The sequence below is a fragment of the Aurantimicrobium minutum genome (genome assembly GCF_002355535.1).
Lineage (GTDB): Bacteria > Actinomycetota > Actinomycetes > Actinomycetales > Microbacteriaceae > Aurantimicrobium > Aurantimicrobium minutum.
Window position 1 is genome coordinate 280,900 of record NZ_AP017457.1, and the last position, 21,091, is coordinate 301,990.

Sequence of the window (21,091 nt, forward strand, 5' to 3'; positions counted from 1 at the left end):
ACATGGCAAAAAAGTCTGCTGAACCTGAGCTCATTCGCCCGGGAATTGTTCCCGGTCTAGCCGGAGTCATCGCCATGTTTGTTGGCATGGGGGTCTACGGAACAGATTGGTACATCACCGTACTTTTCGTGGTGAGCATCTTGGCGGCAATATTGGCAGTATTCTCTTGGCAGTCCATTAACAGCAAACGCTGGCTATTCACGCCTCTCTTTGTTGCCATCGCTATCTACTGGAATCCGATCTACCGCCTCACAGACGGCATCACTCCAGGAATTCAGTGGTGGATGCTTCTCCAGGTCGCTGCGGCTGCCGTGTTCTTCCTCGGTGGCTTCATGATTAAGACACCTGCGGGGAAGTAGTAGACTAAATCCCGCACCACCAGACTTCTCTCGTCGCCGGCGCTAACGCGTGATGCGTGACGAAATCTCTGACAGGCGCAGTTTGGGGCAATACACCAGCGAAATCTCGCCGTATTGCTGTCGTTTCTTAAGTCATGGAGACCATGTGGCCCGCACAGGCACTCGTCGTAACACCCTGGATAACTCTGGGTTAATCCCTATCCTCGCTCGCAAGGTTCGCGAAGTTGAGGCCAAGGCACAAACAGGTAAGAAGGTTGGCCCAACCAACCGCACCAAGTTTCAGGTCATCGCATTTCTCGTCCGTGAGGAGCGTGCACGTGTCAAAGCTGACACTAGCCTCACTGATTCAGCACGTGCAGAACAGCTCAAACGCCTTGATGGTGTGGCGACCATATTGGCAAAGACTGCTGCGCGCGACACCTCGCTGATTCAACTTCTCGAAGTAGACCACGCCACCAGTCCTGTGGCGCAGAAAATGCGCCGGGACTGGCTTGTCGAATCTGGTGCGGAAATCAACCCCGAAGATCTCATCATCACCACTGAGGTTGCCAAGCCTGTTGAAGAGTTTGCGCCAGAACTGGCAGAGAAGCAGGTCCTTCCGCAGTCAGTGAAGGCTCGTTTGAAATCAAACCCTTTCCTTGAACCAGATTTCAGCAAGGTTTCCACCGGATCTATCCCTGTTCTTCGTTTATCGAACTGGGAACTGTTGGGTCCCCTGTTCAAGTCATTTGAGACAGGTGCTGGTGGGGGATCTGCCTGCATGGAAATGCCCAAGGTTCCCAAATTTGACCGCTACTCGCCTCCCGGGCGAGAACTCATGCCCCACCAGATTCGTTTTATCGAGAGCGTTCGTGAAGGCCACCGTACGTTCCTGCTCGCCGATGAACCTGGTTTGGGTAAGACTGCACAAAGTTTGATCGCAGCCTCCATGGCAAATGCTTTCCCCCTGTTGGCCATCGTGCCCAACGTGGTGAAAATGAACTGGGCTCGTGAAGTTGAGCGGTGGATTCCTGGCCGCAAAGCCACCGTTATTCACGGTGATGGCACCGATGTTGATGCTTTCGCTGATGTGTTTATCGTCAACTATGAAGTACTTGATCGCCACCTATCGTGGATTGGCCAGATGGGCTTCAAGGGAATGGTTGTTGATGAGGCGCACTTCATTAAGAACCTTTCTTCACAACGTTCCAAGCACGTGTTGGCACTTTCTGAGCGGATCGTGGCGCGCACTCCTGGCCACAACCCACTGCGTATCGCGCTGACAGGAACGCCTCTGATCAATGACATTGATGACTTCCGAGCTATCTGGAAGTTCCTCGGCTGGATTGAGGGAGAGAAGCCTTCGGCTGAACTCACCGCCAAACTTGAAGCAACAGGCCTCACCCCAGCAGACCAAGGCTTCTATGCTGCAGCGCGAGAGACTGTCATCTCCATGGGGATTGTTCGCCGTCGCAAGATTGACGTGGCGAAAGATCTACCGGCCAAGCGTGTGGTCGATCTTCCTGTTGAACTCGATGATGAGCTGGGTAACTCCATCAAGGCTGCAGAGGCAGAACTGGCTCACCGTTTGCTCGAGCGTTACAAGCGCTTGACCGTCTCCGGAAACTTCCGCGGCTCCACCGCAGAACTGATCCGTATGGTGGCGCAGCAAGAACTTGACGAGTCTAAAGGCCAGAAGACCGGAGATAACGTCTTCACCATGGTTCGCAAGATTGGTCAGGCCAAGGCAGGACTTGCTTCCGACTATGCCGCCCAGCTTGCTCGCTCAGTCGGCAAGGTGGTCTTCTTTGCCAAGCACATTGACGTCATGGACACGGCAGAACGCGCGTTTGCAGCTCAGGGAATCAAATCTGTTTCTATCCGTGGTGACCAGTCCACTGCTGCACGCCAAGAAGCAATTGATGCTTTCAACAAGGATGATTCTGTCCAGGTTGCCGTGTGTTCGCTCACCGCTGCTGGTGTTGGCTTGAACTTGCAGGCCTCCTCGAACGTGGTCTTGGCTGAACTGTCCTGGACTGCTGCAGAGCAGACCCAGGCTATTGACCGTGTACACCGTATTGGTCAAGAAATGCCGGTTACGGCTTGGCGTATCATCGCAGCTCAAACCATCGACGCGAAGATCGCAGAGCTCATCGATAGTAAGCGTGGCCTTGCGGCCCGTGCACTTGAGGGCGAAGAGCTTGAGCCTGGTTCACAAGACTCGATTCAGCTTGATGCTCTCGTTCACATTTTGACCCGTGCAATCGAATCTCAATACGCATAGCCTGTAGTCATGTTTGATTGGCTGGCCGCTGTCGGAGCGGGCCTTCTTGCTGGAGGTGCCCTCTTTGTAGGCGCGCTCGTTGCGTGGTTTATCAACGTTCCATTCAAATATGTTGCCAGCGTCATGGCCTTTGGTGCCGGCGTGCTGATTTCTGCATTGGCCTTTGATCTTGTTGGTGAGGCAGTTACAGAGGTGGGGCTGTGGCCAAGCATTTCTGGCTTTGCTGTCGGTGCTGTGATTTATGTCTTCGTGAATATCTTCCTTGATTACAGAAATGCACGTAATCGCCGTGGAACCGGTGAGCAACCGGGAACCGGAGTAGGTATTGCCGTGGGAGCGCTCTTGGATGGCGTTCCCGAGTCGCTCGTTTTGGGATTATCTATGGTGGGTGGTCAGGGCGTGAGCATTCCCATCTTGATCGCTGTTGTTATTTCGAACTTTCCCGAGGGTCTCTCCAGTACTGCTGAACTCAAAAAAGCTGGCCGTTCACCCCGTTTTGTGTTCATCCTTTGGGGCGGAATTGCCCTGGCCGCGGCCTTGTCTAGCCTCGCTGGTTACACGATTCTTTCGGATATGCCTGCAGAAACCACCGGCTTCATTACCTCGTTAGCTGCCGGAGCAATGTTGGCCATGGTTGCTGACACCATGATTCCTGAAGCATTCCGTAAAGCTCACAACTACACAGGACTTCTGGTGACTTTCGGTTTCCTCACCAGCCTGGTAATTCACACCATTGCCTAGCTGTTAGTGCTCGTCCCAGAAAGTGGCGAGTAACTCGGCTGATGTGTGGGAACGATCTGCGTGAGCAGAATGTCCGGCATGTGCAATAACCCAGTAGTCGGCCTCAAGTTCTTCAGCCATTTCCCGTTGCATCGGGATTGGCCACGCGTCATCGTTGGCGCCGTGGGAGACCAGAACGGGAACGCCGGTGGCCTTGAGCTGTGCAGTTTTGTTGACCTGGTTGGCCAGGATAGTGATTCCTGCCTCAAGTTGTGCTGGGTTAGTTCCCATCAAACGGTCGTAGTAGTACTGCTCAACCAGGTTTAGTTCACCCTTGATATCTGCATCAGGATCCAATCCGGCTGCAATGCGGGTGGAGAGATAAAAAGCACGGGGGCCATATTCCAGCAGGGCGTGGCGCTGGGATTCTATATCACCACCCATACATTCAGGGCCGGAGTTCCACATTGTTAGGGATGCAAAAGCTTCGGGTTTCTGAAGCACTGCCTCAATAGAAACAACTCCACCGAAACTGTGGCCCAAGAGGTGAACGCGCGGCCCCAAGTTCATTGTGGTGATGAGTTCGTGAACATCAGCGCCAAGTCTTTCCAGTGAATACTCACTGACATCGCTTGGTCCTTGAGAAAGTTGTTGTCCACGTTGCGAAAAAGACACCACGTTGTATCCGCGACGGGCAAGAGGTTCGAGGATGCAGTTGAAGGTGTCTGCCGAGCTGGTGTATCCAGGAACGAGGAGAGCGGTTCCTCGAGCTGGCCCAATAGCGTCGATGCGGATAGTGGCCAGTTCGTATCCGTCGATTGTGACGTGTCCTCGCTGGGCTTGCTCGGGGAGCTGCTTATCTGGAGTGATTCCCTGTAATTCAAGGTCAATACCGTTTGCGGGACTCGAAAAACTCATGGAACCAGACTACGTTAGGCCGACAATCACCACATGTAGGGGTTGAGTTGCAAGAAATTCACTTCAAGTAGTGGTTAAGACTTTCCGGCAAAAAACTCTAGGCAAATTCTCAGCCACGATATTGTGAAAGCTGTAGTTCCCTCATCCCTACTTCAAAAAGGAGAACGGTTTGTCGTCGTCGACCACCGAGAAGCCGAAGTCTGGCTTCGCAGCAACACTCGATCGCTATTTCGAAATCACCAAGCGTGGATCCACAATTGGTACCGAATTCCGTGGCGGTCTCGTCATCTTCATGACGATGGTTTACATCATCATCCTGAACCCCATCATCTTGGCATTCAGCCCCGACGTTAACGGCAACGTTATCGGTGGCGGATCCGCAGAAGCTTTTGAGTTCGCACCACAAGCCGTAGCTAGTGCAACAGCTCTGGCTGCTGGTCTGATGACCATTGCATTTGGTTTCGTCGCGCGTTTGCCATTCGCAATCGCAGCCGGACTGGGTATCAACTCATTCCTCGCGGTCACCATCGTGAAGGATGTCACCTGGCAGGAAGCCATGGGTCTGGTCGTCATCGACGGTATCATCATCCTGATTCTCGCCGTGACAGGTCTTCGAACCATGATCTTCACCGCAGTTCCTCCTGCATTGAAGACCGCAATCACCGTTGGTATCGGTCTGTTCATTGCATTCATCGGTCTTGTTGACGGTGGTCTTGTTCGTCGCACCGACGCAGGTCCAGTTCCCGTCGGACTCGGTGTTGGAACTGATCACGGAATTGGTCTTCCCACCACCATCTTCATCATTGGTGTGCTCACCATTGCCGTGCTGATGGCTCTGCGTGTTCGTGCAGCAATCCTGATTGGTCTGATCTCAACCACCGTCATCGCAATCATTGCGGAGTCAATCTTCAAAGTTGGTGGAAAGTTCGTCAACGGTGAGTTCGTCACCCCCTTCGGTTGGGACACCACCATTCCAGGTCTGCCAACCAGCATCTTTGCTGTTCCCGACTTCTCCACAATCGGTGAAGTAGACCTGTTCGGATCGTTTGAGCGCATTGGTGCACTTGCTGCAATGATGCTCATCTTCACCCTTGTGTTCTCGAACTTCTTCGACGCCATGGGCACCATGACCGGTCTGTCCAAGCAGGCTGGCCTTGCTGACAAGGATGGAAACTTCCCACGCCTGAAGTCCGCACTGGTTGTTGAAGGTGCTGGTGCCGTTGTTGGTGGTTTCACCTCAACCTCTTCCAACACCGTCTACATCGAGTCTGCTTCCGGTATTGCCGGTGGTGCTCGCACGGGTCTAGCTAACATCGTCACCGGTGTGCTGTTCCTGGTTGCAATGTTCTTTGCACCTCTGACTTCTGTTGTCCCCATCGAGGTTGGCGCTGCTGCACTGGTTATCGTGGGTGCACTCATGATGTCTCAGGTTGTTGACATTGACTGGAAGGACTGGAGCATTTCGTTCCCTGCCTTCTTGACCATCATCATGATGCCTTTCACCTACTCCATCGCAAACGGTATTGGTATTGGCTTCATCACCTGGGTTGTCGTCCGCGCATTCGCAGGTAAGGGTAAAGAAATTCACCCCATCCTCTGGATCGTTGCAGCAGGATTCGTGCTGTACTTCCTCTCAGCACCATTGACTGCAGCTTTCGGCGGCTAGTCAAGAGAAACCAGAAGTGGGGAGAGCCAGTGGCTCTCCCCACTTTGGTTTAACTTCTGATGTGGATAACTCAGGAACCACCTGAATCTTAATCAGTAGGTTCTCAGAATGCGTTTATTACCTGTCCTTGCGATATCTATTGCATCACTCACTCTTGTTGGATGTTCGACCACAACACCTGAGGCAATCCCAACTTCCTCCGCAGTTGAACAAGCTCCGGCTTTTGCATCGGATGAAGAAGCACTCGCAGCGGCACAGGCCGCGTATGCGGAGTATCTGTCAGTCTCTGATCAGATAGCTCGAGATGGAGGGGCTAACCCTGAAAGGTTGAAGCCTTATGTAACGAATGACCAGTTTCAACTAGACCAGCAAAACATCGCAAAATTCAGAGATTTAGGTTTTCATTCTGAAGGCGTCTCGACCTTCGACAACTTCCATGTAGCAAATTCAGATGTGAACACATACAGCGCTTATCTGTGCGTTGATGTATCAAATTCAAAATTGATTGATTCTAGCGGGAACACAGTTACACCTGAAGGCAGAGAAGACCGTTGGCCTTTGCTGGTAAGTTTTGATTTTTCAAACCCCGGTAGCGTCCTAATTAAAGGCAGTGAGACATGGGCCGGAAAAAATTTCTGCTGATTTCAGTTTTGATATTCAATTCAATCGCATTTCCACAATCAGCTCTAGCTTCGAGTAGTTGTTCTCTCGCAGCAATTCAAACTGGCTCTTGCTCAGGCGCTCAAACTAACAACAACTCTGTTGACGTTTGGTCACGGTCGACAACTCCTGGTGGAAGTTCAGAGGTTGTGACTCCTGCGGGTAGGACAAATACAGCCACTCGAAGTGGAAAGCAGGTTCCGTACTATCCCAACGGAACTATTACTTTCAACTGCATGGCTCGTTTAGCGACGGTAGCTAGTTGTAGGTCTCAGCCGAAACCTCCTGCAGTCACTCCTTCGAGCTATAACCCCATCACATTGCAAGACCTGGCCAACTTTCTCCCTCAGCAGGCTTCACTTGCTTCTCAACCTCGCGGATGGACTGTTGTGAATCTTGATACCAACTTCATTGCTGGGGCATCTACGCACGTGGTGGGAGGAAGTTTATTTGGCCGCAGTGCTGAGGTGAGGTTCACTCCGCATGCGTATGACTGGAACTACGGCGATGGTTCAACAAACAGCTCAGCTGTTCCTGGCGCTAGATGGGATGTACTGGGAGTGAGGGAGTTTTCTCCCACAGCGACTAGTCATGTCTATCGTCAGGAGGGAAGTTTCACCACCACTGTTATAGTTCGATATGGAGCTGAATATCGAATTGCTGGGGGAGCGTGGATTCCGGTTTCTGGTGAAGTGTCGAGCGCTGCCACTGCAGTGGTGACCACTGTGAAAAGTGCGGATACGGTCCTTGCCGCACGGGACTGCAGTAATGCTCGTGGTTCTCAAACCTGTCCATAGTTGGGTGCAGTAGCGTGAGGGTGTGACGAGCTTCAGCCCTCAGGTTCTCTCCCTTATTGAAGAAATACAAAGCCACGCTGATCCTGTTGTTGCCGAACACTCTCAGCGTTATTTCAAAACAGGTCCGGGTGAATATGGTGAAGGCGATGTCTTTATCGGGGTTCGTGTTCCTGTTGTGCGTGCGGTGGGAAAGAACTTTCGTGATCTCTCACCAGCAGAGATTGTCGAATTAGCTCAATCGCCCATTCACGAACTTCGCTTGTGTGCAGTTCAGGTTTTAGCTGGACAGTTCAAGAGATCTAAAAATCTTGTTCAGCAAGGCGAACTCTTTGATGTGTATCTCTCTCTTGTTGCGCAAGGACGGGTGAACAACTGGGACTTAGTTGATTCGTGCGCTCCCTATGTTGGTGGATATCTGACCTCGATTGATAACTCCATGGATCTACTGAGAGAGCTTGCCTCTTCAGCCAATCTGTGGGAGCGACGAAGTGCTGTGATGTTTACGGCCGCTTTGATCAGACAGGGTATTTTCGATCCCACTGTGAGATTGTGTGAGATGTTGCTGGGGGATAGCCATGATCTCATTCACAAAGCCACGGGGTGGATGCTTCGCGAGGTGGGGATTCGGGATGTGTCGGTCTTACGCGGTTTTCTCGAAAGGTATGCGGCAACAATGCCTCGAACAATGTTGAGATATGCCATCGAAAAGCTCAGTGAACCAGAACGTAAACATTATTTGGGTATGAAGTCACTGTTAGCCTAAAGAAGCGTTCCGCTGAGTTCATCGCGCTGAGCAAACACTCAGACAACACTCAGCCAGGGCATAGCAATCCCACAGATTGATAGGTAATGCTGATGGGACGTGAAAGGAGTTTCTCGCATGACCGAGAACAACGATAAAGGTATACCAGAGTATTTCTTCCCCAAAGTTGGAGAAGGTTCAACACCACCTCCCGCTGCGCCTGCAGCGGAGCAGGTGATTCCTGAAACCTTTGTTGGCCCTGCACGTGTTCAGGCTGACAAACAAAGCAAAGCTCTGCCACTTGTTGCCGTTGCCGTAGCCGCCGCCCTCGTTGGAGGTATCGCAGGTGCTGGAGCAGCTGTCTTCTTCACTGGCCAAAACTCCACAACCGCATCTTCTTCTGCCGTCCAGGGCATCACTATCAATGACACCGATGAGGTCAATGCAGTTACTGCTGTAGCTGCCAAGGCCTCGCCAAGCGTCGTCACTATTTCTGTTACTGGAGATGCCGGTGCTGGAACTGGTTCAGGTGTGATCTTGAACGAAGAGGGCTACGTCCTCACTAATAACCACGTGGTGACCTTGGATGGTGCATCGAATACTGCAGACATTACTGTCCAGGACAATGAGGGCAATATCTATCCCGCGACCATCGTCGGAACTGACCCCACTGTGGACATGGCAGTTCTGAAAATCAAGGGCACCGGTCCATTTATTCCCATTGAATGGGCTGATTCCAGCAAACTTAATGTGGGAGATCTGACCATTGCGCTCGGTGCTCCGCTGGGCCTAGCAGGAACGGTTACTACCGGTATTGTTTCCGCACTCAACCGCTCCATTCAGGTTGCAAGCTCTGCAGCTCCTGATTCTTCAGGATCCGATTCAGGTAACTCTGGAGAAAGTGAAAACCCCTTCAACTTTGACTTTGGTCAAGGTCAGACACCATCTCAAAGACAGTCACAGAGCGCAGCAATTTCTATCCCTGTGATTCAAACTGACGCCGCAATCAACCCTGGAAACTCTGGCGGTGCTTTGCTGGATTCCAAGGGACGTTTGATCGGAATTAACGTCGCCATTGCCAGTGCTGGTGGTGGCGAGGCCGGAAGCATCGGTGTGGGCTTTGCTCTGCCATCAAACCTGGCCAAGCGCGTATCCACTGAATTGATTCAAAACCAGAAGGCCTCTCATGGACTTCTCGGCGCTCAGGTATCTGATGCTGCTGCCAAGGATGGGAGCAACGCTGTTGGTGCATACATCGAGGAAGTAGTTGATGGTGGTGCAGCTCAAAAGGGTGGCATCAAGGCTGGAGACATTGTGACCCAGTTCAACGGTGTCCGTATAACCGATGCCAATGATCTCACTGCACAGGTGCGCACTGCCCCAGGTGGGTCAGACGCGACTGTTGTGATCAATCGTGGTGGTAAGACTCAGACTCTGAAGGTGCAGCTCGGTACCCTCAACTAAGGGCGCAGAAGGCCGAGGTCTTGATACTCTAGAACTCGGCCTTCTTTCAAAGGACCCCATGTCTGCTCTTGGCTCAGCGCCCATCCCATCCACACCTTTACCGGGTGTTTCTTATGTGATGCCAGTGCTCAACGAGGTCACCCACATTCGTGCTGCCGTGCAGAGCCTGCTGGAACAGGACTATGCAGGCCCAATGGAAGTCACCCTTGCTTTAGGGCCCAGCACAGATGGCACCAACGAGCTCGTGGCGCAGATGTGTGCTGAAGATTCACGCATTCACTTCGTCGACAACCCGGCAGCAGCAACACCGGTGGGAATGAATCTGGCGATTAAAGCCTCGCAATACCCCATCGTGATTCGGGTTGACGCTCACTCTGTCTTGCCCTCGGACTACGCCAGCATCGCAGTGGAGACCCTGTTACGCACGCAGGCAGATAACGTCGGCGGCATCATGGACGCCCAAGGCACGACACCTTTTGAAAAGGCTGTTGCTAGGGCATACGACACCAAAGTCGGTCTGGGCGGAACACCCTTTCACGTTGGGGGAAAAGAAGGCCCTGTTGACACTGTTTATCTGGGTGTTTTCAACCGGGAGAGCCTGCTCACAGTGGGCATGTTCAACGAAGAAATTCGCCGCGGTCAAGACTGGGAACTTAACCGTCGATTCCGCGATGCTGGTGGCCTGGTGTGGTTTACCCCCAAACTCAAGGTTGTCTATCGCCCACGAACCTCAGTGAAGGCGCTGTTGAAGCAGATGTATTCCACCGGTTTATGGCGCGGTGAACTTTCCCGCCGGTACGGAAGTGGCCTGCGCTACTTTGTTCCGCCCATCATGGTTATGGCAACCATCCTGGGAATTCTTGCTGGTTTATTCGGTTTTGATCTCGGCTGGGTAGTTCCCGGTGTTTATGTTGCCTTTGTTGTTCTTTCCACGCTGGTTTATGGACGGGGAATGGGGGCCAAAGCAATGCTGTGGTTTCCCCTCGTACTTCCCTGCATTCACTTCGCATGGGGTGTAGGTTTCATCATGAGTTACAGCAGACTCACCTCGAATATCGCCGGCAAAAGCGGAAGGTAAGAACGTGGAGAAACCCACCTCTTTAGCTCAGCTGCGCGAGGTTACACAGCCACCAGAAGTTCGCACACGAGCTAACGCAGAGCACTGGGTTGCTCACTTGTATTTGCGTGACCTCTCTCCCTATGTCACATGGATGTTGCTCAAAACTCCCATTTCAGCCAATGGTGTCACTAGCCTGATGATCCTCACCGGGTGGGCAACCGCTGCTGCCTTACTCATTCCTGGAATATGGGGACCTGTCCTGGCGCTGATGCTTGGCCAATTGCAAATGCTCATTGACTGCTGTGATGGAGAAGTGGCGAGGTGGCGCAAGACAAAGAGCCCAGCAGGTCACTTCCTCGATGCAGTGGGTCACTACACAACCGAAGCATTGATTCCCCTTGCTCTGGGCTTGAGGGCGGCAGGATTTGCTGATGGAAGCCGGCCCATCGACTGGATGTGGGTAGCACTGGGTGCATTCCTGTCCATCGTGATTATTTTGAACAAGGTACTCAACGATTTGGTGCGGGTTGCCAGAGCGATGTCTGATTTGCCCAAGTTGGCCGACGCCAAAGGCGCCAATGCACCCCTGCCGGGCATGGTTGCACAATTGCGCAGAATGGCACGTTTTGTTCCATTCCACCGGATCTATCACTCAGTTGAGTTGACCATTATTGCTTTCGTGGCTGCACTGGTGGGAATTTTCGTGGGGCAGCTGCTCATCAGCCAAATCTTGGTTGCCGTGCTCCTACCACTGTCAATTCTTGCAATCATTGGTCACTTCATCGCCATTATGACGAGCTCACGTGTCAGGGCTGCTTAGTCGCACAAACTTCGGCGCCAGACCAAAAGTGGGCGTCGTGGTGCTGACCATGGGTGAACGTCCAGAAGAGTTGCGCCGAGCTGTTCGCAGTGTGCTTGCACAACGACTCGTTGAGCTGGATGTTGTTGTGGTCGGTAACGGCTGGCGGCCCGAATTCCTCCCCGGGGGTGTCAGAGGAATTTTCCTCCCAGAAAATGTGGGTATTCCTGCAGGCCGTAATGCTGGAGCTCGCGAGGTGAGCGGGGAGTACATCTTCTTCCTCGATGATGACGCTGAACTTTCGGACGGACTGTTCCTTCACAACGCACTCTCGCTTCTTCAGGCTGATTCAGACTTGGGCCTGATCCAACCTCGAATTACTGATCCGAGTGGTGAGCAAACTCCCACTCGATGGATTCCTCGGCTGCGCAAGGGCGATCCGAAGGTCTCCAGCTACGTGTTTTCGGTATTGGAAGCAGCTGTGGTGATGCCGCGACGAGTATTTGACGATATAGGTGGCTGGGGAGATCCCTACTTTTATGCCCATGAGGGTATCGAGTTGGCATGGCGCACCTGGAACGCGGGAAAGAAAGTGTGGTACTGCGGTGATCTGGTTGTTCACCATCCGGTGACAAGTCCAACCCGGCACTCCACGTACTACCGCCTCAATGCTCGCAATCGTGTGTGGCTGGCCAAACGTAATCTTCCCTGGGTGCTCGTTCCCTTCTATGTTCTCTCCTGGACAGGGGTTCAGCTGGTGCGTTCAGTTCGTCAACGCGGCGCTGGGTTAGGTGCATGGTTAGGCGGTTGGGTTGAAGGCTGGCGCACGAACCCAGGTGGTCGTGTGGGAATGCGATGGTTGACCGTATGGCGAATGACCCGCGCTGGTCGTCTCCCCATTCTCTAATTCACACACGTGGCAGGTTAGGTTTAACGTATGGGTTTGTTTCAAGATGCGCGCTCTGCGGCAACATTGCTCAGCAATGCTCTGCAAGGGCGTTTACGACGCAAAGAACTTGCGAGTAAGTTAGCTCAGCAGCCTGAATTTACCCCCGGGAAGTTCAAAGTCGGCCTCTACTTTGCCGACGGGGAAGTCAACCTCTATCAGGTGCGTCAGTGGTACAAACCTCTAGAAGTCCTGGCCAAGACATGGCCTGTCGTGATCTTGAGCAGGAATACTCTCGGGGCTCTGAAGATGTTAGATGAGTCGCCTGTTCCCGTTGCGTATGTTCGAACCGTCATTGATTTAGAAGAGTTCATCGCGGACCAGGATTTGCGCGTCATTCTTTACGTCAATCAGAACGCGCGAAACTTCCAAATGTTCAGATACGGTCAGCGTTGGCATGTGTTCATCAACCACGGTGAATCCGACAAGATGTACATGACCACTAACCAGTTCAAAGCCTATGACTACAGCCTGATTGCTGGGGATGCGGCACGTGAGCGCTTAGGTCGTGTGCTGTGGGATTACGACTTTGATAAGCGCGCCATTGCCATTGGTCGGCCACAAGCAGACCATTACACCGGCACGATTCCATTTACTCCGGATGAGCGCCAGGTTGTCTTATATGCCCCCACCTGGGAGGGGGATCGCCCCGCGGCAGCATACGGCTCTGTCGAATCGCACGGCCTCGCTCTCGTCGAAGCACTTATCGCCACAGGTCGTCATCGCGTGATTTATCGCCCGCATCCACGAAGTGGGGCAGTTGATTTTGAATACGGTCAAGCAAACGACCAAATCAAATCTCTCCTGCGCAGAGCTAACTCACATGACCCTCAGGCCAAGCACATCATTGATGAGGGCGCAGAACTTGGATGGCAACTCTCGGTTGCTGATATGGCCATTGTTGACATTTCAGCGATGGTTTATGACCGTTTGGCTGCAGGGAAGCCACTGATCATTACTCGCCCGGTCAACCCCGATGCAGAAATTGATGAGGGCGGATATCTCAGCGATTGTGAATGGCTGGATGCCACAGCAGCCGGAAATATTGTTACCCAGATAGATGCGATCGAACACGATCCTGCAGCCCAAGAACGCTTAGCTCGATGGTGCAAACACTACTTTGGTGACATTACCCCTGGTGTTCCTACGCAGCGTTTTCATGACGCGATTGCCCACCTGATGAACGAGTGGGAAAAGCAAGCCGAATTACACGAAAACGACGGCTAATTCTTCGCAGTTTTCCAGAAGATATCCCGGAGAGTGTCGGTGCCTGACGATAGCGTGGAGTCATGGCATCAACGGGGTTTATTCAGCGTGAAATAGCCCCTGCGCGCCCATTTCTTCCCGATGACGTCCAAGCCCAGATTCTTGCCCTGCCAGCAGACACATCTGCCGTAATCGTGGGTGCACCCGGTACAGGTAAAACAGCCACCCTAATGGAACTTGTGGCTGCCCGAGTCGCAGCCGGAATGAACCCAGACAACATTGTTGTGTTAAGTCCCAACCGCATCGCGGCAGGTCGCCTTCGCAACGCGCTAGGACTGCGCCTTGGGATCGCAACCAATGGCGCATTGGCAAGAACACCCGGGTCGCTCGCATTCGCTCTCGCTCAACAGCAGGCGTTCGCTGAAGGCCTAGAGCCTCCACGGTTACTCACCGGAAGCGAACAAGACAGCATCATTGCAGAACTTCTAGCCGGTCATACCGAAGACGGTACAGGGCCACAGTGGCCAGACCCTCTCGTACCAGAGGTGCGTGCTCGCCGAGCATTTCGCAGCGAGCTTCGTGACTTGTTTGCCCGTGCTACAGAAATGGGGTGGGGGCCTGAAGAGTTAGCGCAGCAAGGTCAGACCCGCCAGCATCCTGAATGGGTTGCTGCTGCAGAATTTTGGAATTCTTATCAGCAGGTTATCGCCGGTTTTCGATTCAGTTCCTTTGATTCTTCAGAACTGCTTTCTATGGCCGCAGGGGCAGTTGCCTCTGCGGAGGTGATGCCGGATGTTGAACTCATCCTGATTGATGACGCTCAAGAAATTACCGCCGGAGCGATCAGGCTCCTGCGAGCCTTTGCTCAACGCGGAATCCCCATCATCGCAGCGGGAGATCCCGATATAACCTCAACCGGTTTTAGGGGTGCAGTTCCTAATTTCTTGGGAAGATTCGGAATCGAACTCGGCATTAAACCAACCCAAGTGTCGAGCTTTGTGTTGCCTCGGGTCTACCGTCACGGGCCGACTGTTCGTTCTGTGGTGAAAAAGATGACCGAAATGGGGACGGCAGAATCAGGCGCTCAACGTCAGGCAATTTCGGCTGAGGAAGATAGCTCAACGCATCCAGTTGTGGTTCTGGAGCGAGGTTCACGCACCGCCGAGATGACCGCTCTAGCCCTGCAGCTGCGTGAAAAACACATCCTTGGCTCTACTGCCTGGTCGCAGATGGTTGTCGTGGTGCGAACAGGTGCCTTAGTGCCACAGGTTGCCAGAGCCTTGGCTGTTGCCGAAGTTCCTACCCGCACGTTGCTTTCAGAGCGCTCACTCAAAGAACACCCCGCTGCATTGGATCTCATTGCGGCAATCGCCGTTGCAATGGGCCGCTTGGAACTCAGCCCCGCTGTGGTCGCAGATTTACTCACCTCACCTATGGTCGGGCTTACCGCACTGGAAGTGCGCCGAGTGCGGCTTGCATTGCGTCACGAAGAATTAGCATCAGGGGGCGTGCGCACTGGTGAAGAATTACTCACGAATGCTCTGAACCAGCCCGCTGATTTGTTGACGTTGGACTTTGGACCTGCACGCCGCGTGGCACGTTTTGCAGAAACACTCCGCTTGCTTCGCGAAGGAATCGCTGCCGGAGAGTCCATTGAGGAATTGCTGTGGACTGTGTGGGATCGCAGTGGTTTGGCCGACACCTGGGGTTCTGAAGCGTTGAGTTCTGGGTTGATTGCTGATGACGCTCATCGCAACCTCGACGGAGTCATGGCACTGTTTACTTCTGCCAAAAGGTATGTCGAGCGCTACCCAGACAGGCCTGCATCAGAGTTCATAGCTGAGCTTTTGGATGCAGATGTTCCCGAGGACACCCTCGCACCACAAGCCGTTCATGATTCGGTGTTGGTGTGCACTCCATCCGCGTTGATTGGTACCCAGTTCAGTGTTGTCGCGCTCGCTGCCGTGCAGGAGAATATCTGGCCTAATCTGCGGCCCCGTGGCTCTCTTCTTCACGCACAAGAATTAGCGTCAGACTCGGTGGGCGTTGAGATGGACTTTGCTGCTGCCAGGGCAAGCGTTCTCGATGATGAATTGCGCATGTTTGCCCTCGCTGCCTCACGTGCCACCACATCGGTGGTGATGACGGCTACCGCCAGTGATGATGTACTTCCCTCCCCGTTCTTGCGTCGCGTTCAAGCCTTGATGGGTGTTACTGGGGCTAGTGCCTCTGCAGAACGAAACACGTTGGCAGAATATCCCTTGACGCTTCGAGGCATGGTTGGTTCACTTCGTCGCGCATTGACGAGCGAACTTAGGAAGTCTGAGGGTTCGCCTCGTGTGCAGCAGTTGGCCAGCGCACTTGCCAAGCTTTCTCAACAGGACATTCCTGGAGCTCACCCACAGAGTTGGTATGGATTGACCTCCCCATCAACCCTCGAGCCGCTATATGACCTCACTCAGCCCGAGGTTCGTGTTCCAGTATCCCCATCCAAGTTAGAAACGTGGGAGAAAAACCAACTGGCGTGGTTTATTGAATCAGTTGTGGGTCGCACCTCGAGTTCTGCACAAGGCATTGGAACCATCGTGCACAAAGTCATGGAGGATGCTGGAAACAATCCTGAACTTCACATTGACACTGAATCGCTTTGGAGTGCAGTTGATGCCAGATGGCATGAGCTCAGCTTTGATGCACCGTGGCTGAACGAGGCGGAGCGTCGTCGAGTACGGAAGATGGTCGCTGCACTGTCGGAGTATCTGCAGAACTTCAACGCTGATCAGAAAACGCTTCTGGCCAATGAAGGTGGTTTCACTCTCGAGCTTGGTCAGGCCACCGTGCGTGGATACATAGACCGGATTGAACAGGATGTCCAAGGCCACGTGGTGATTGTCGATCTCAAGACAGGAAAGTATTACCCAGCAGCTAAAGACATTCCTGAACATGCCCAATTAGCCTGTTACCAGCTGGCTTTGAGCTCACAGGTCCTCGAGGATGTTCCTACTGATGCACCCATCGGAGGAGCCAAGCTCATTTACCTCACCAACGGTGTCAAGGGGAAGCTCTACAGGGAAATTGTGCAAGAGCCCTATGACGAAAAGGCTTTAGCGGCTATCCGGGAGCGCATAGAGCTTGCGGCTGAGGGTATGGCAGGAAATTCATTTACGGCGCCTGTCGTGATCAAAGAAGCCCTCGGAGATCCGCACTCACGTTATGAATTCCGCATCCATACAGTTTCGGCGGTGTCCGCGTCATGACAGAGATGAGAATCAGTGCACTGGAACTAGCCCAGAAACTGGGTCAGCCCGCACCTACCACGGAGCAGCAGGCCATTATTGAGGCACCGTTGGAGCCAGCACTGGTCCTTGCTGGTGCAGGCAGTGGCAAGACGGAAACGATGGCTAACCGTGTGGTGTGGTTGGTCGCTAATGGCAAGGTTGCAGTCCACGAAATTTTGGGTATGACCTTTACCCGTAAAGCTGCAGGTGAACTTGGTGAGCGTATACGAGCGCGCATTGCCGCCCTGGTGGAAAAGAAGATTGTGCCATTGGAGATTGACGATCTCGAACAAGCCACGGTTACGACGTATAACTCTTTTGCTAACCGCATTTATTCGCAGTACGCCGTCCTGATCGGCCGGGACCCAGATGCTACGGTGCTCGGTGAAGCTGCCGCTTGGCAACTGGCGCGCTCGATCGCGCGGGAGGGAACCGGAGAGAATCTCGCAGATTTAGACAAGAGTCTGGATACTCTCACCGAGGCCATTTTGCGACTGTCACGAGCCATTGCCGACAATGTGGCCGATGTTCACGAGATTGCACGTTACGCACGTGCTTTAGATGCGCACACCGTAGACATGCCCATAGATCCAGGTTCTCGCAAGAGCGCTCCGGTGGACGCTTGGCTGAAGGTGCGCGAAGTTGGTCTCACTCTTCCGGTTCTCACTGATTTAGCCGCGGAATTTGCTGCTGCTAAGCGACGCCAAGGATTGATCGAGTTCAGCGATCAGGTTGCGTTGGCCTTAGAAATCTGTCAACGGTTTGACGCCGTCGTGGCAGATTTCCGCAGCCAGTTCAAAGTCGTGCTACTGGATGAGTATCAGGACACTTCGGTTGTTCAGACACAGTTACTGAGCCTGTTATTTGCCAATACCCCCGTGATGGCGGTGGGAGATCCTCACCAGTCAATTTATGGTTGGCGTGGTGCTTCAGCAGACAATATTGAACAGTTCGGTGCCGCCTTTGCCACTAGTTCTGATGCGGTTGCCACCTACTCGCTGTCAACCAGTTGGCGTAATCCTGTTGACGTACTCGTTGCAGCTAATGTGCTGGTGCGACCTCTCAACGAGAAAACCCGAATTCCGCAGCAGCAACTTCAAGCACGCCCCAATGCAGACCAGGGAGAGCTCACCCTGAGTGTGAGCGAAACAATTCTTGATGAAGCAAAAGAGGTGGCAGCGTGGTTGGCTTCGAGAGTGACGGCAGAAACGTCTGCAGCGCTGTTGTGTCGATCTTTGCAGGGTATTGACCCCTTCAAGAAAGCGTTAGAAGCGGCAGGTGTTCCGTATCACGTCGTAGGGTTGGGCGGCCTTCTTGACGAACCGGTCATTGTTGATGTGGTGTGCACATTACGTGTGCTTCACGATGCCACTGCAGACTCTGAATTAGTGCGTTTGCTCACCGGTGCGCGGTGGGCACTTGCACCCAAAGACATTGTGGGCCTGAGCGACATTGCAAAGTGGATGAGCGCACGTGATCACCGTCAACAAAAACTCTCCCCAGAAATCCGTGAAGCTTTGCGGGCCTCCGTTGTGTCCGAGGATGGGTCATCACTGGTTGATGCCCTTGATTTTGTTGCCACGGCACCTGAAGGACATATTGCACTGGAATTCCTCAGCCCAGAAGCACGAACTCGATTGAAGCACGCAGGAACGCAGATTGCTCGCCTACGTCGCCGGGCAGGTGCAGATTTACGCGAACTCGTCACCATCGTTCAGCAGGAACTACTCCTCGATATAGAGGCGGTGGCCAACGAATCTGCCTCGACTGCGCTGGCGAGCTTAGAAGCATTCATGGAGCCGCTTTCTGCTTATGTGGATGGCGAAGATCGAGCAACCTTGGGTGGATTCCTCAGCTGGTTGACCGAGGCAGAGCGTCGTGAACGACTCAGCCCACAATCTGCACCTGCGGAACCGGGAACCGTCCAAATCATGACCATCCACGGTGCAAAAGGTTTGGAATGGGATGTAGTTGCCATTCCTCGTATGGTCAAAGATGAACTCCCCGGCAATAGAACACGTGCTGAGCATTGGCTTGGTTTTGGGCGCTTACCCTTCCCTTTCCGCGGCGATGCCGCCCACTTGCCTGTTTTTGACTGGCAAGCTGCCTCAACCCAAGTTGAACTGGGGGAACGTTTTGAACAATTCCAAGAAGCTGTTCGCCAGCGCTATGACGATGAACAACGCAGGCTTGCCTATGTTGCCCTCACGCGTGCCAAGCACAAACTCTTACTCTCAGCATCCTTTTGGGCATCTCAAGTAAGTGCACGCCCACCGGGTATTTTTCTTCAAGAACTTGCCGCTGCTGGTTTGTTTGCCCAGGAACTTCCAGAAGCCCCGCAGAATGAATCCAATCCTTTAGAAGGCCTTGAAGAGACGATTAATTGGCCGCTGGATCCGTTGGGAAGTCGACGCGCCATCGTTCAACGCGCTGCTGAGGCTGTGCACGCGGCGAGTGTTGAACTTGCAACGCCTTGGGATTCGGATATTGAGTTACTCCTTGCAGAACAGCAAAACCGTCAATCTGCTGATTCTGCAGTAGTGATCCCCGAACGCATTCCTGCATCGCGGTTTAAGGACTTCATAGAAAATCCTGAAGCTGTAGCTAAATCTTTACGCAGGCCTTTGCCTGAACGCCCCTACCGGGCAACAAGCTTGGGAACGCTCTTTCACTCGTGGGTCGAACAACGTTCGAAGACGAATTCGCTACCGGATTTTGTTGATGCAACAGCTTTTGAACTTGATGGTGTTGATGAACTTTCACGTGTTTCGCAAGATGAGCACACCTTGGCCCAGCTGAAGCGTATTTTTGAACAATCAGAATGGGCCCAACGCAAACCTGTTGCCGTGGAATTAGAGGTCAACGTCCCCTTTGGAAACAGCATCATCATTTGCAAGATTGATGCCATTTATGAAGTCGAAGGCTCTCAGGGAACCCGTTTTGAGATTGTGGACTGGAAAACCGGTAAAGCACCCAAGGATGCCGCCGACCTGGAACTCAAGCAGTTCCAGTTAGCCCTCTATCGCATGGCTTATTCTCGCTGGTCGGGTGTGGCCCCAGAAAATATTGATGCAGCCTTTTACTTCGTTGCCGAAGACACCGTGGTCAGGCCTGAACGGATTTACTCTGAGAGTGAACTGGAAGAACGCTGGTCGTCGGTGACAGGTTCCATGCCGCGATAGCGACCTGGTGTGGCATCCCCTGGAGTTTCATCCAGTAGCTCAACAACTTCGGTGACCGTCAACACAGGAGCGGTGTCAGTTCCAATTGCGTTGGTGTTCTCCTGGTGGACGCTGTCAACCAGGCGATCGAGCATGTCAATGGCGTCATCAACGATTTCTGGACTCTTTTGCTCAACCCCGTGAAGCAACCACTTGGCTAGTTCCAGTTCTGAGTAGAGCGTTGCACGCTGGCGGAGCTTAGGGTCAACCAACGAGTGGCGAGAGTCGCCATAGGAGCCAAAAGCAATGTTTTGTGCCTCGATGGGGGCGTTAATAATCCAATGCATATCTGCAGCAGGGTCACCAACACGCAGCGCAGCCCAGCCCAGCACCCCAGCGACTGAGTCTGTTCCCGCGATGAAGGAATCAGCACCGAGTGAGCCATGAATCACAGTGGGATCAAACATCCACAGTGAAGAATCATCGACTGCCTCTTGCCAACGGGCAGATAGAGCAGCAGGCAAAAGAGCGGTGGCTTGTGCTCGGGAAACAAGCTCACGAGTCTGGCGCTGAACATCCTGCGCGCTAAAGGTGGGCAAGCCTGCATCTGAAACAAAGTGCGTGGGCAGCGAGTGGATAGAGGCAATCGCTGTTCCGATAGATGTTGGCAAACCCGAGTCTGGTGTGAAATCGGACAGGGTCAACTGGTCTCCGTGCAGGAATTCAAAAACAAGACCAAACGTTTTGCCCAAGGGAGCGCGCCCGACCAAGGTCGGAACATCAAAGCTGAGACGGGAGCGGATACCGGCGGTCATCGTTTCAAGCGCATACTTTTCCGCACCCAGTTGAGCTTCTGCTTCAGCAGAGTTAGGAACCCGAACGATAAGTTCACGGCCAGCTGCGTCAGTGACGATGGCGGCAAAGAAATCACCATGCATTCCTGTGGAGAAAGCTTGGGCTTGTACTGGGTCAAAACCGGGCACAGCAGCCGTAGCCAACGCCGCTAGAGTGATATGTGATCTGGCCATGAAATACAGGCTAATTCGAGGATGAGC

Annotated in this window: 16 protein-coding genes; 14 read left to right on the forward strand and 2 right to left on the reverse strand. The window is 53.2% G+C overall.

Annotated features, from left to right (window positions below):
- Positions 1-2 precede the first annotated feature (2 nt).
- From AUMI_RS01430 to AUMI_RS01440, 3 genes are all read left to right on the forward strand, one after another.
- Complete coding sequence (locus tag AUMI_RS01430; protein ID WP_096380506.1) at positions 3-359, forward strand: DUF6804 family protein; 357 nt, start codon at positions 3-5, stop codon at positions 357-359.
- 145 nt (positions 360-504) lie between these two features.
- Entirely contained in the window at positions 505-2,622 is a 2,118-nt protein-coding gene (locus AUMI_RS01435) for a DEAD/DEAH box helicase (RefSeq protein ID WP_231951781.1), read from the forward strand.
- 9 nt (positions 2,623-2,631) lie between these two features.
- Complete coding sequence (locus AUMI_RS01440; RefSeq protein WP_096380510.1) at positions 2,632-3,363, forward strand: ZIP family metal transporter; 732 nt, start codon at positions 2,632-2,634, stop codon at positions 3,361-3,363.
- A 3-nt stretch (positions 3,364-3,366) separates the two neighbouring features.
- On the opposite strand, the gene AUMI_RS01445 is transcribed toward AUMI_RS01440, so the two are convergent.
- Positions 3,367-4,260, reverse strand: a complete 894-nt coding sequence (locus AUMI_RS01445) for an alpha/beta fold hydrolase (RefSeq protein WP_096380512.1) — start codon at positions 4,258-4,260, stop codon at positions 3,367-3,369.
- 169 nt (positions 4,261-4,429) lie between these two features.
- Between AUMI_RS01445 and AUMI_RS01450 the strand changes: the two genes are divergently transcribed.
- The 11 genes from AUMI_RS01450 (at position 4,430) to AUMI_RS01500 (ending at position 20,057) form a co-directional block, all read left to right on the forward strand.
- Positions 4,430-5,926, forward strand: a complete 1,497-nt coding sequence (locus AUMI_RS01450; RefSeq protein WP_096380515.1) for an NCS2 family permease — start codon at positions 4,430-4,432, stop codon at positions 5,924-5,926.
- A gap of 108 nt (positions 5,927-6,034) precedes the next feature.
- Positions 6,035-6,568, forward strand: coding sequence for a hypothetical protein (locus AUMI_RS01455; protein WP_096380517.1), 534 nt, complete (start codon positions 6,035-6,037; stop codon positions 6,566-6,568).
- A gap of 254 nt (positions 6,569-6,822) precedes the next feature.
- A complete protein-coding gene (locus AUMI_RS01460) occupies positions 6,823-7,383 on the forward strand; it encodes a hypothetical protein (protein WP_148664039.1) in 561 nt (186 codons plus the stop codon).
- A gap of 22 nt (positions 7,384-7,405) precedes the next feature.
- Positions 7,406-8,146: a DNA alkylation repair protein gene (locus tag AUMI_RS01465; RefSeq protein WP_096380522.1), complete on the forward strand. Its 741-nt coding sequence runs from the start codon at positions 7,406-7,408 to the stop codon at positions 8,144-8,146.
- A 117-nt stretch (positions 8,147-8,263) separates the two neighbouring features.
- A complete protein-coding gene (locus AUMI_RS01470; RefSeq protein ID WP_096380524.1) occupies positions 8,264-9,589 on the forward strand; it encodes a S1C family serine protease in 1,326 nt (441 codons plus the stop codon).
- A gap of 58 nt (positions 9,590-9,647) precedes the next feature.
- Complete coding sequence (locus tag AUMI_RS01475; RefSeq protein WP_096380526.1) at positions 9,648-10,667, forward strand: glycosyltransferase family 2 protein; 1,020 nt, start codon at positions 9,648-9,650, stop codon at positions 10,665-10,667.
- A 4-nt stretch (positions 10,668-10,671) separates the two neighbouring features.
- Complete coding sequence (locus tag AUMI_RS01480) at positions 10,672-11,469, forward strand: CDP-alcohol phosphatidyltransferase family protein (RefSeq protein WP_096380528.1); 798 nt, start codon at positions 10,672-10,674, stop codon at positions 11,467-11,469.
- A gap of 49 nt (positions 11,470-11,518) precedes the next feature.
- Positions 11,519-12,355 carry a glycosyltransferase family 2 protein gene (locus tag AUMI_RS01485; protein WP_096383372.1) on the forward strand — a complete coding sequence of 279 codons (837 nt, stop codon included), beginning with the start codon at positions 11,519-11,521 and terminating at the stop codon, positions 12,353-12,355.
- Between the two features lie 30 nt (positions 12,356-12,385).
- Positions 12,386-13,621, forward strand: coding sequence for a hypothetical protein (locus AUMI_RS01490; protein ID WP_096380531.1), 1,236 nt, complete (start codon positions 12,386-12,388; stop codon positions 13,619-13,621).
- Positions 13,622-13,683: 62 nt separating this feature from the next.
- Positions 13,684-16,854, forward strand: a complete 3,171-nt coding sequence (locus AUMI_RS01495; protein WP_096380532.1) for an ATP-dependent DNA helicase — start codon at positions 13,684-13,686, stop codon at positions 16,852-16,854.
- On the forward strand, positions 16,851-20,057 hold the full coding sequence (locus AUMI_RS01500; protein ID WP_197702070.1) for an ATP-dependent DNA helicase: 3,207 nt from the start codon (positions 16,851-16,853) through the stop codon (positions 20,055-20,057). The genes AUMI_RS01495 and AUMI_RS01500 overlap by 4 nt, the downstream gene beginning before the upstream one ends.
- Here the strand turns inward: AUMI_RS01500 and AUMI_RS01505 are convergent.
- Positions 19,997-21,064 carry a phosphotransferase gene (locus AUMI_RS01505; RefSeq protein ID WP_096380535.1) on the reverse strand — a complete coding sequence of 356 codons (1,068 nt, stop codon included), beginning with the start codon at positions 21,062-21,064 and terminating at the stop codon, positions 19,997-19,999. The two genes, AUMI_RS01500 and AUMI_RS01505, sit on opposite strands and share 61 nt — an antisense overlap.
- Positions 21,065-21,091: the final 27 nt, after the last annotated feature.

What these genes read in the sequence shown, in the direction of transcription:
- AUMI_RS01430 (WP_096380506.1), top strand. Translation starts at nt 3, where the DNA reads ATGGCAAAAAAGTCTGCTGAACCTGAGCTCATTCGCCCGGGAATTGTT.
- AUMI_RS01440 (WP_096380510.1), top strand. Translation starts at nt 2,632, where the DNA reads ATGTTTGATTGGCTGGCCGCTGTCGGAGCGGGCCTTCTTGCTGGAGGT.
- AUMI_RS01445 (WP_096380512.1), bottom strand. Translation starts at nt 4,260, where the DNA reads ATGAGTTTTTCGAGTCCCGCAAACGGTATTGACCTTGAATTACAGGGA.
- AUMI_RS01455 (WP_096380517.1), top strand. Translation starts at nt 6,035, where the DNA reads ATGCGTTTATTACCTGTCCTTGCGATATCTATTGCATCACTCACTCTT.
- AUMI_RS01460 (WP_148664039.1), top strand. Translation starts at nt 6,823, where the DNA reads ATGGCTCGTTTAGCGACGGTAGCTAGTTGTAGGTCTCAGCCGAAACCT.
- AUMI_RS01470 (WP_096380524.1), top strand. Translation starts at nt 8,264, where the DNA reads ATGACCGAGAACAACGATAAAGGTATACCAGAGTATTTCTTCCCCAAA.
- AUMI_RS01475 (WP_096380526.1), top strand. Translation starts at nt 9,648, where the DNA reads ATGTCTGCTCTTGGCTCAGCGCCCATCCCATCCACACCTTTACCGGGT.
- AUMI_RS01485 (WP_096383372.1), top strand. Translation starts at nt 11,519, where the DNA reads ATGGGTGAACGTCCAGAAGAGTTGCGCCGAGCTGTTCGCAGTGTGCTT.
- AUMI_RS01490 (WP_096380531.1), top strand. Translation starts at nt 12,386, where the DNA reads ATGGGTTTGTTTCAAGATGCGCGCTCTGCGGCAACATTGCTCAGCAAT.
- AUMI_RS01495 (WP_096380532.1), top strand. Translation starts at nt 13,684, where the DNA reads ATGGCATCAACGGGGTTTATTCAGCGTGAAATAGCCCCTGCGCGCCCA.
- AUMI_RS01500 (WP_197702070.1), top strand. Translation starts at nt 16,851, where the DNA reads ATGACAGAGATGAGAATCAGTGCACTGGAACTAGCCCAGAAACTGGGT.
- AUMI_RS01505 (WP_096380535.1), bottom strand. Translation starts at nt 21,064, where the DNA reads ATGGCCAGATCACATATCACTCTAGCGGCGTTGGCTACGGCTGCTGTG.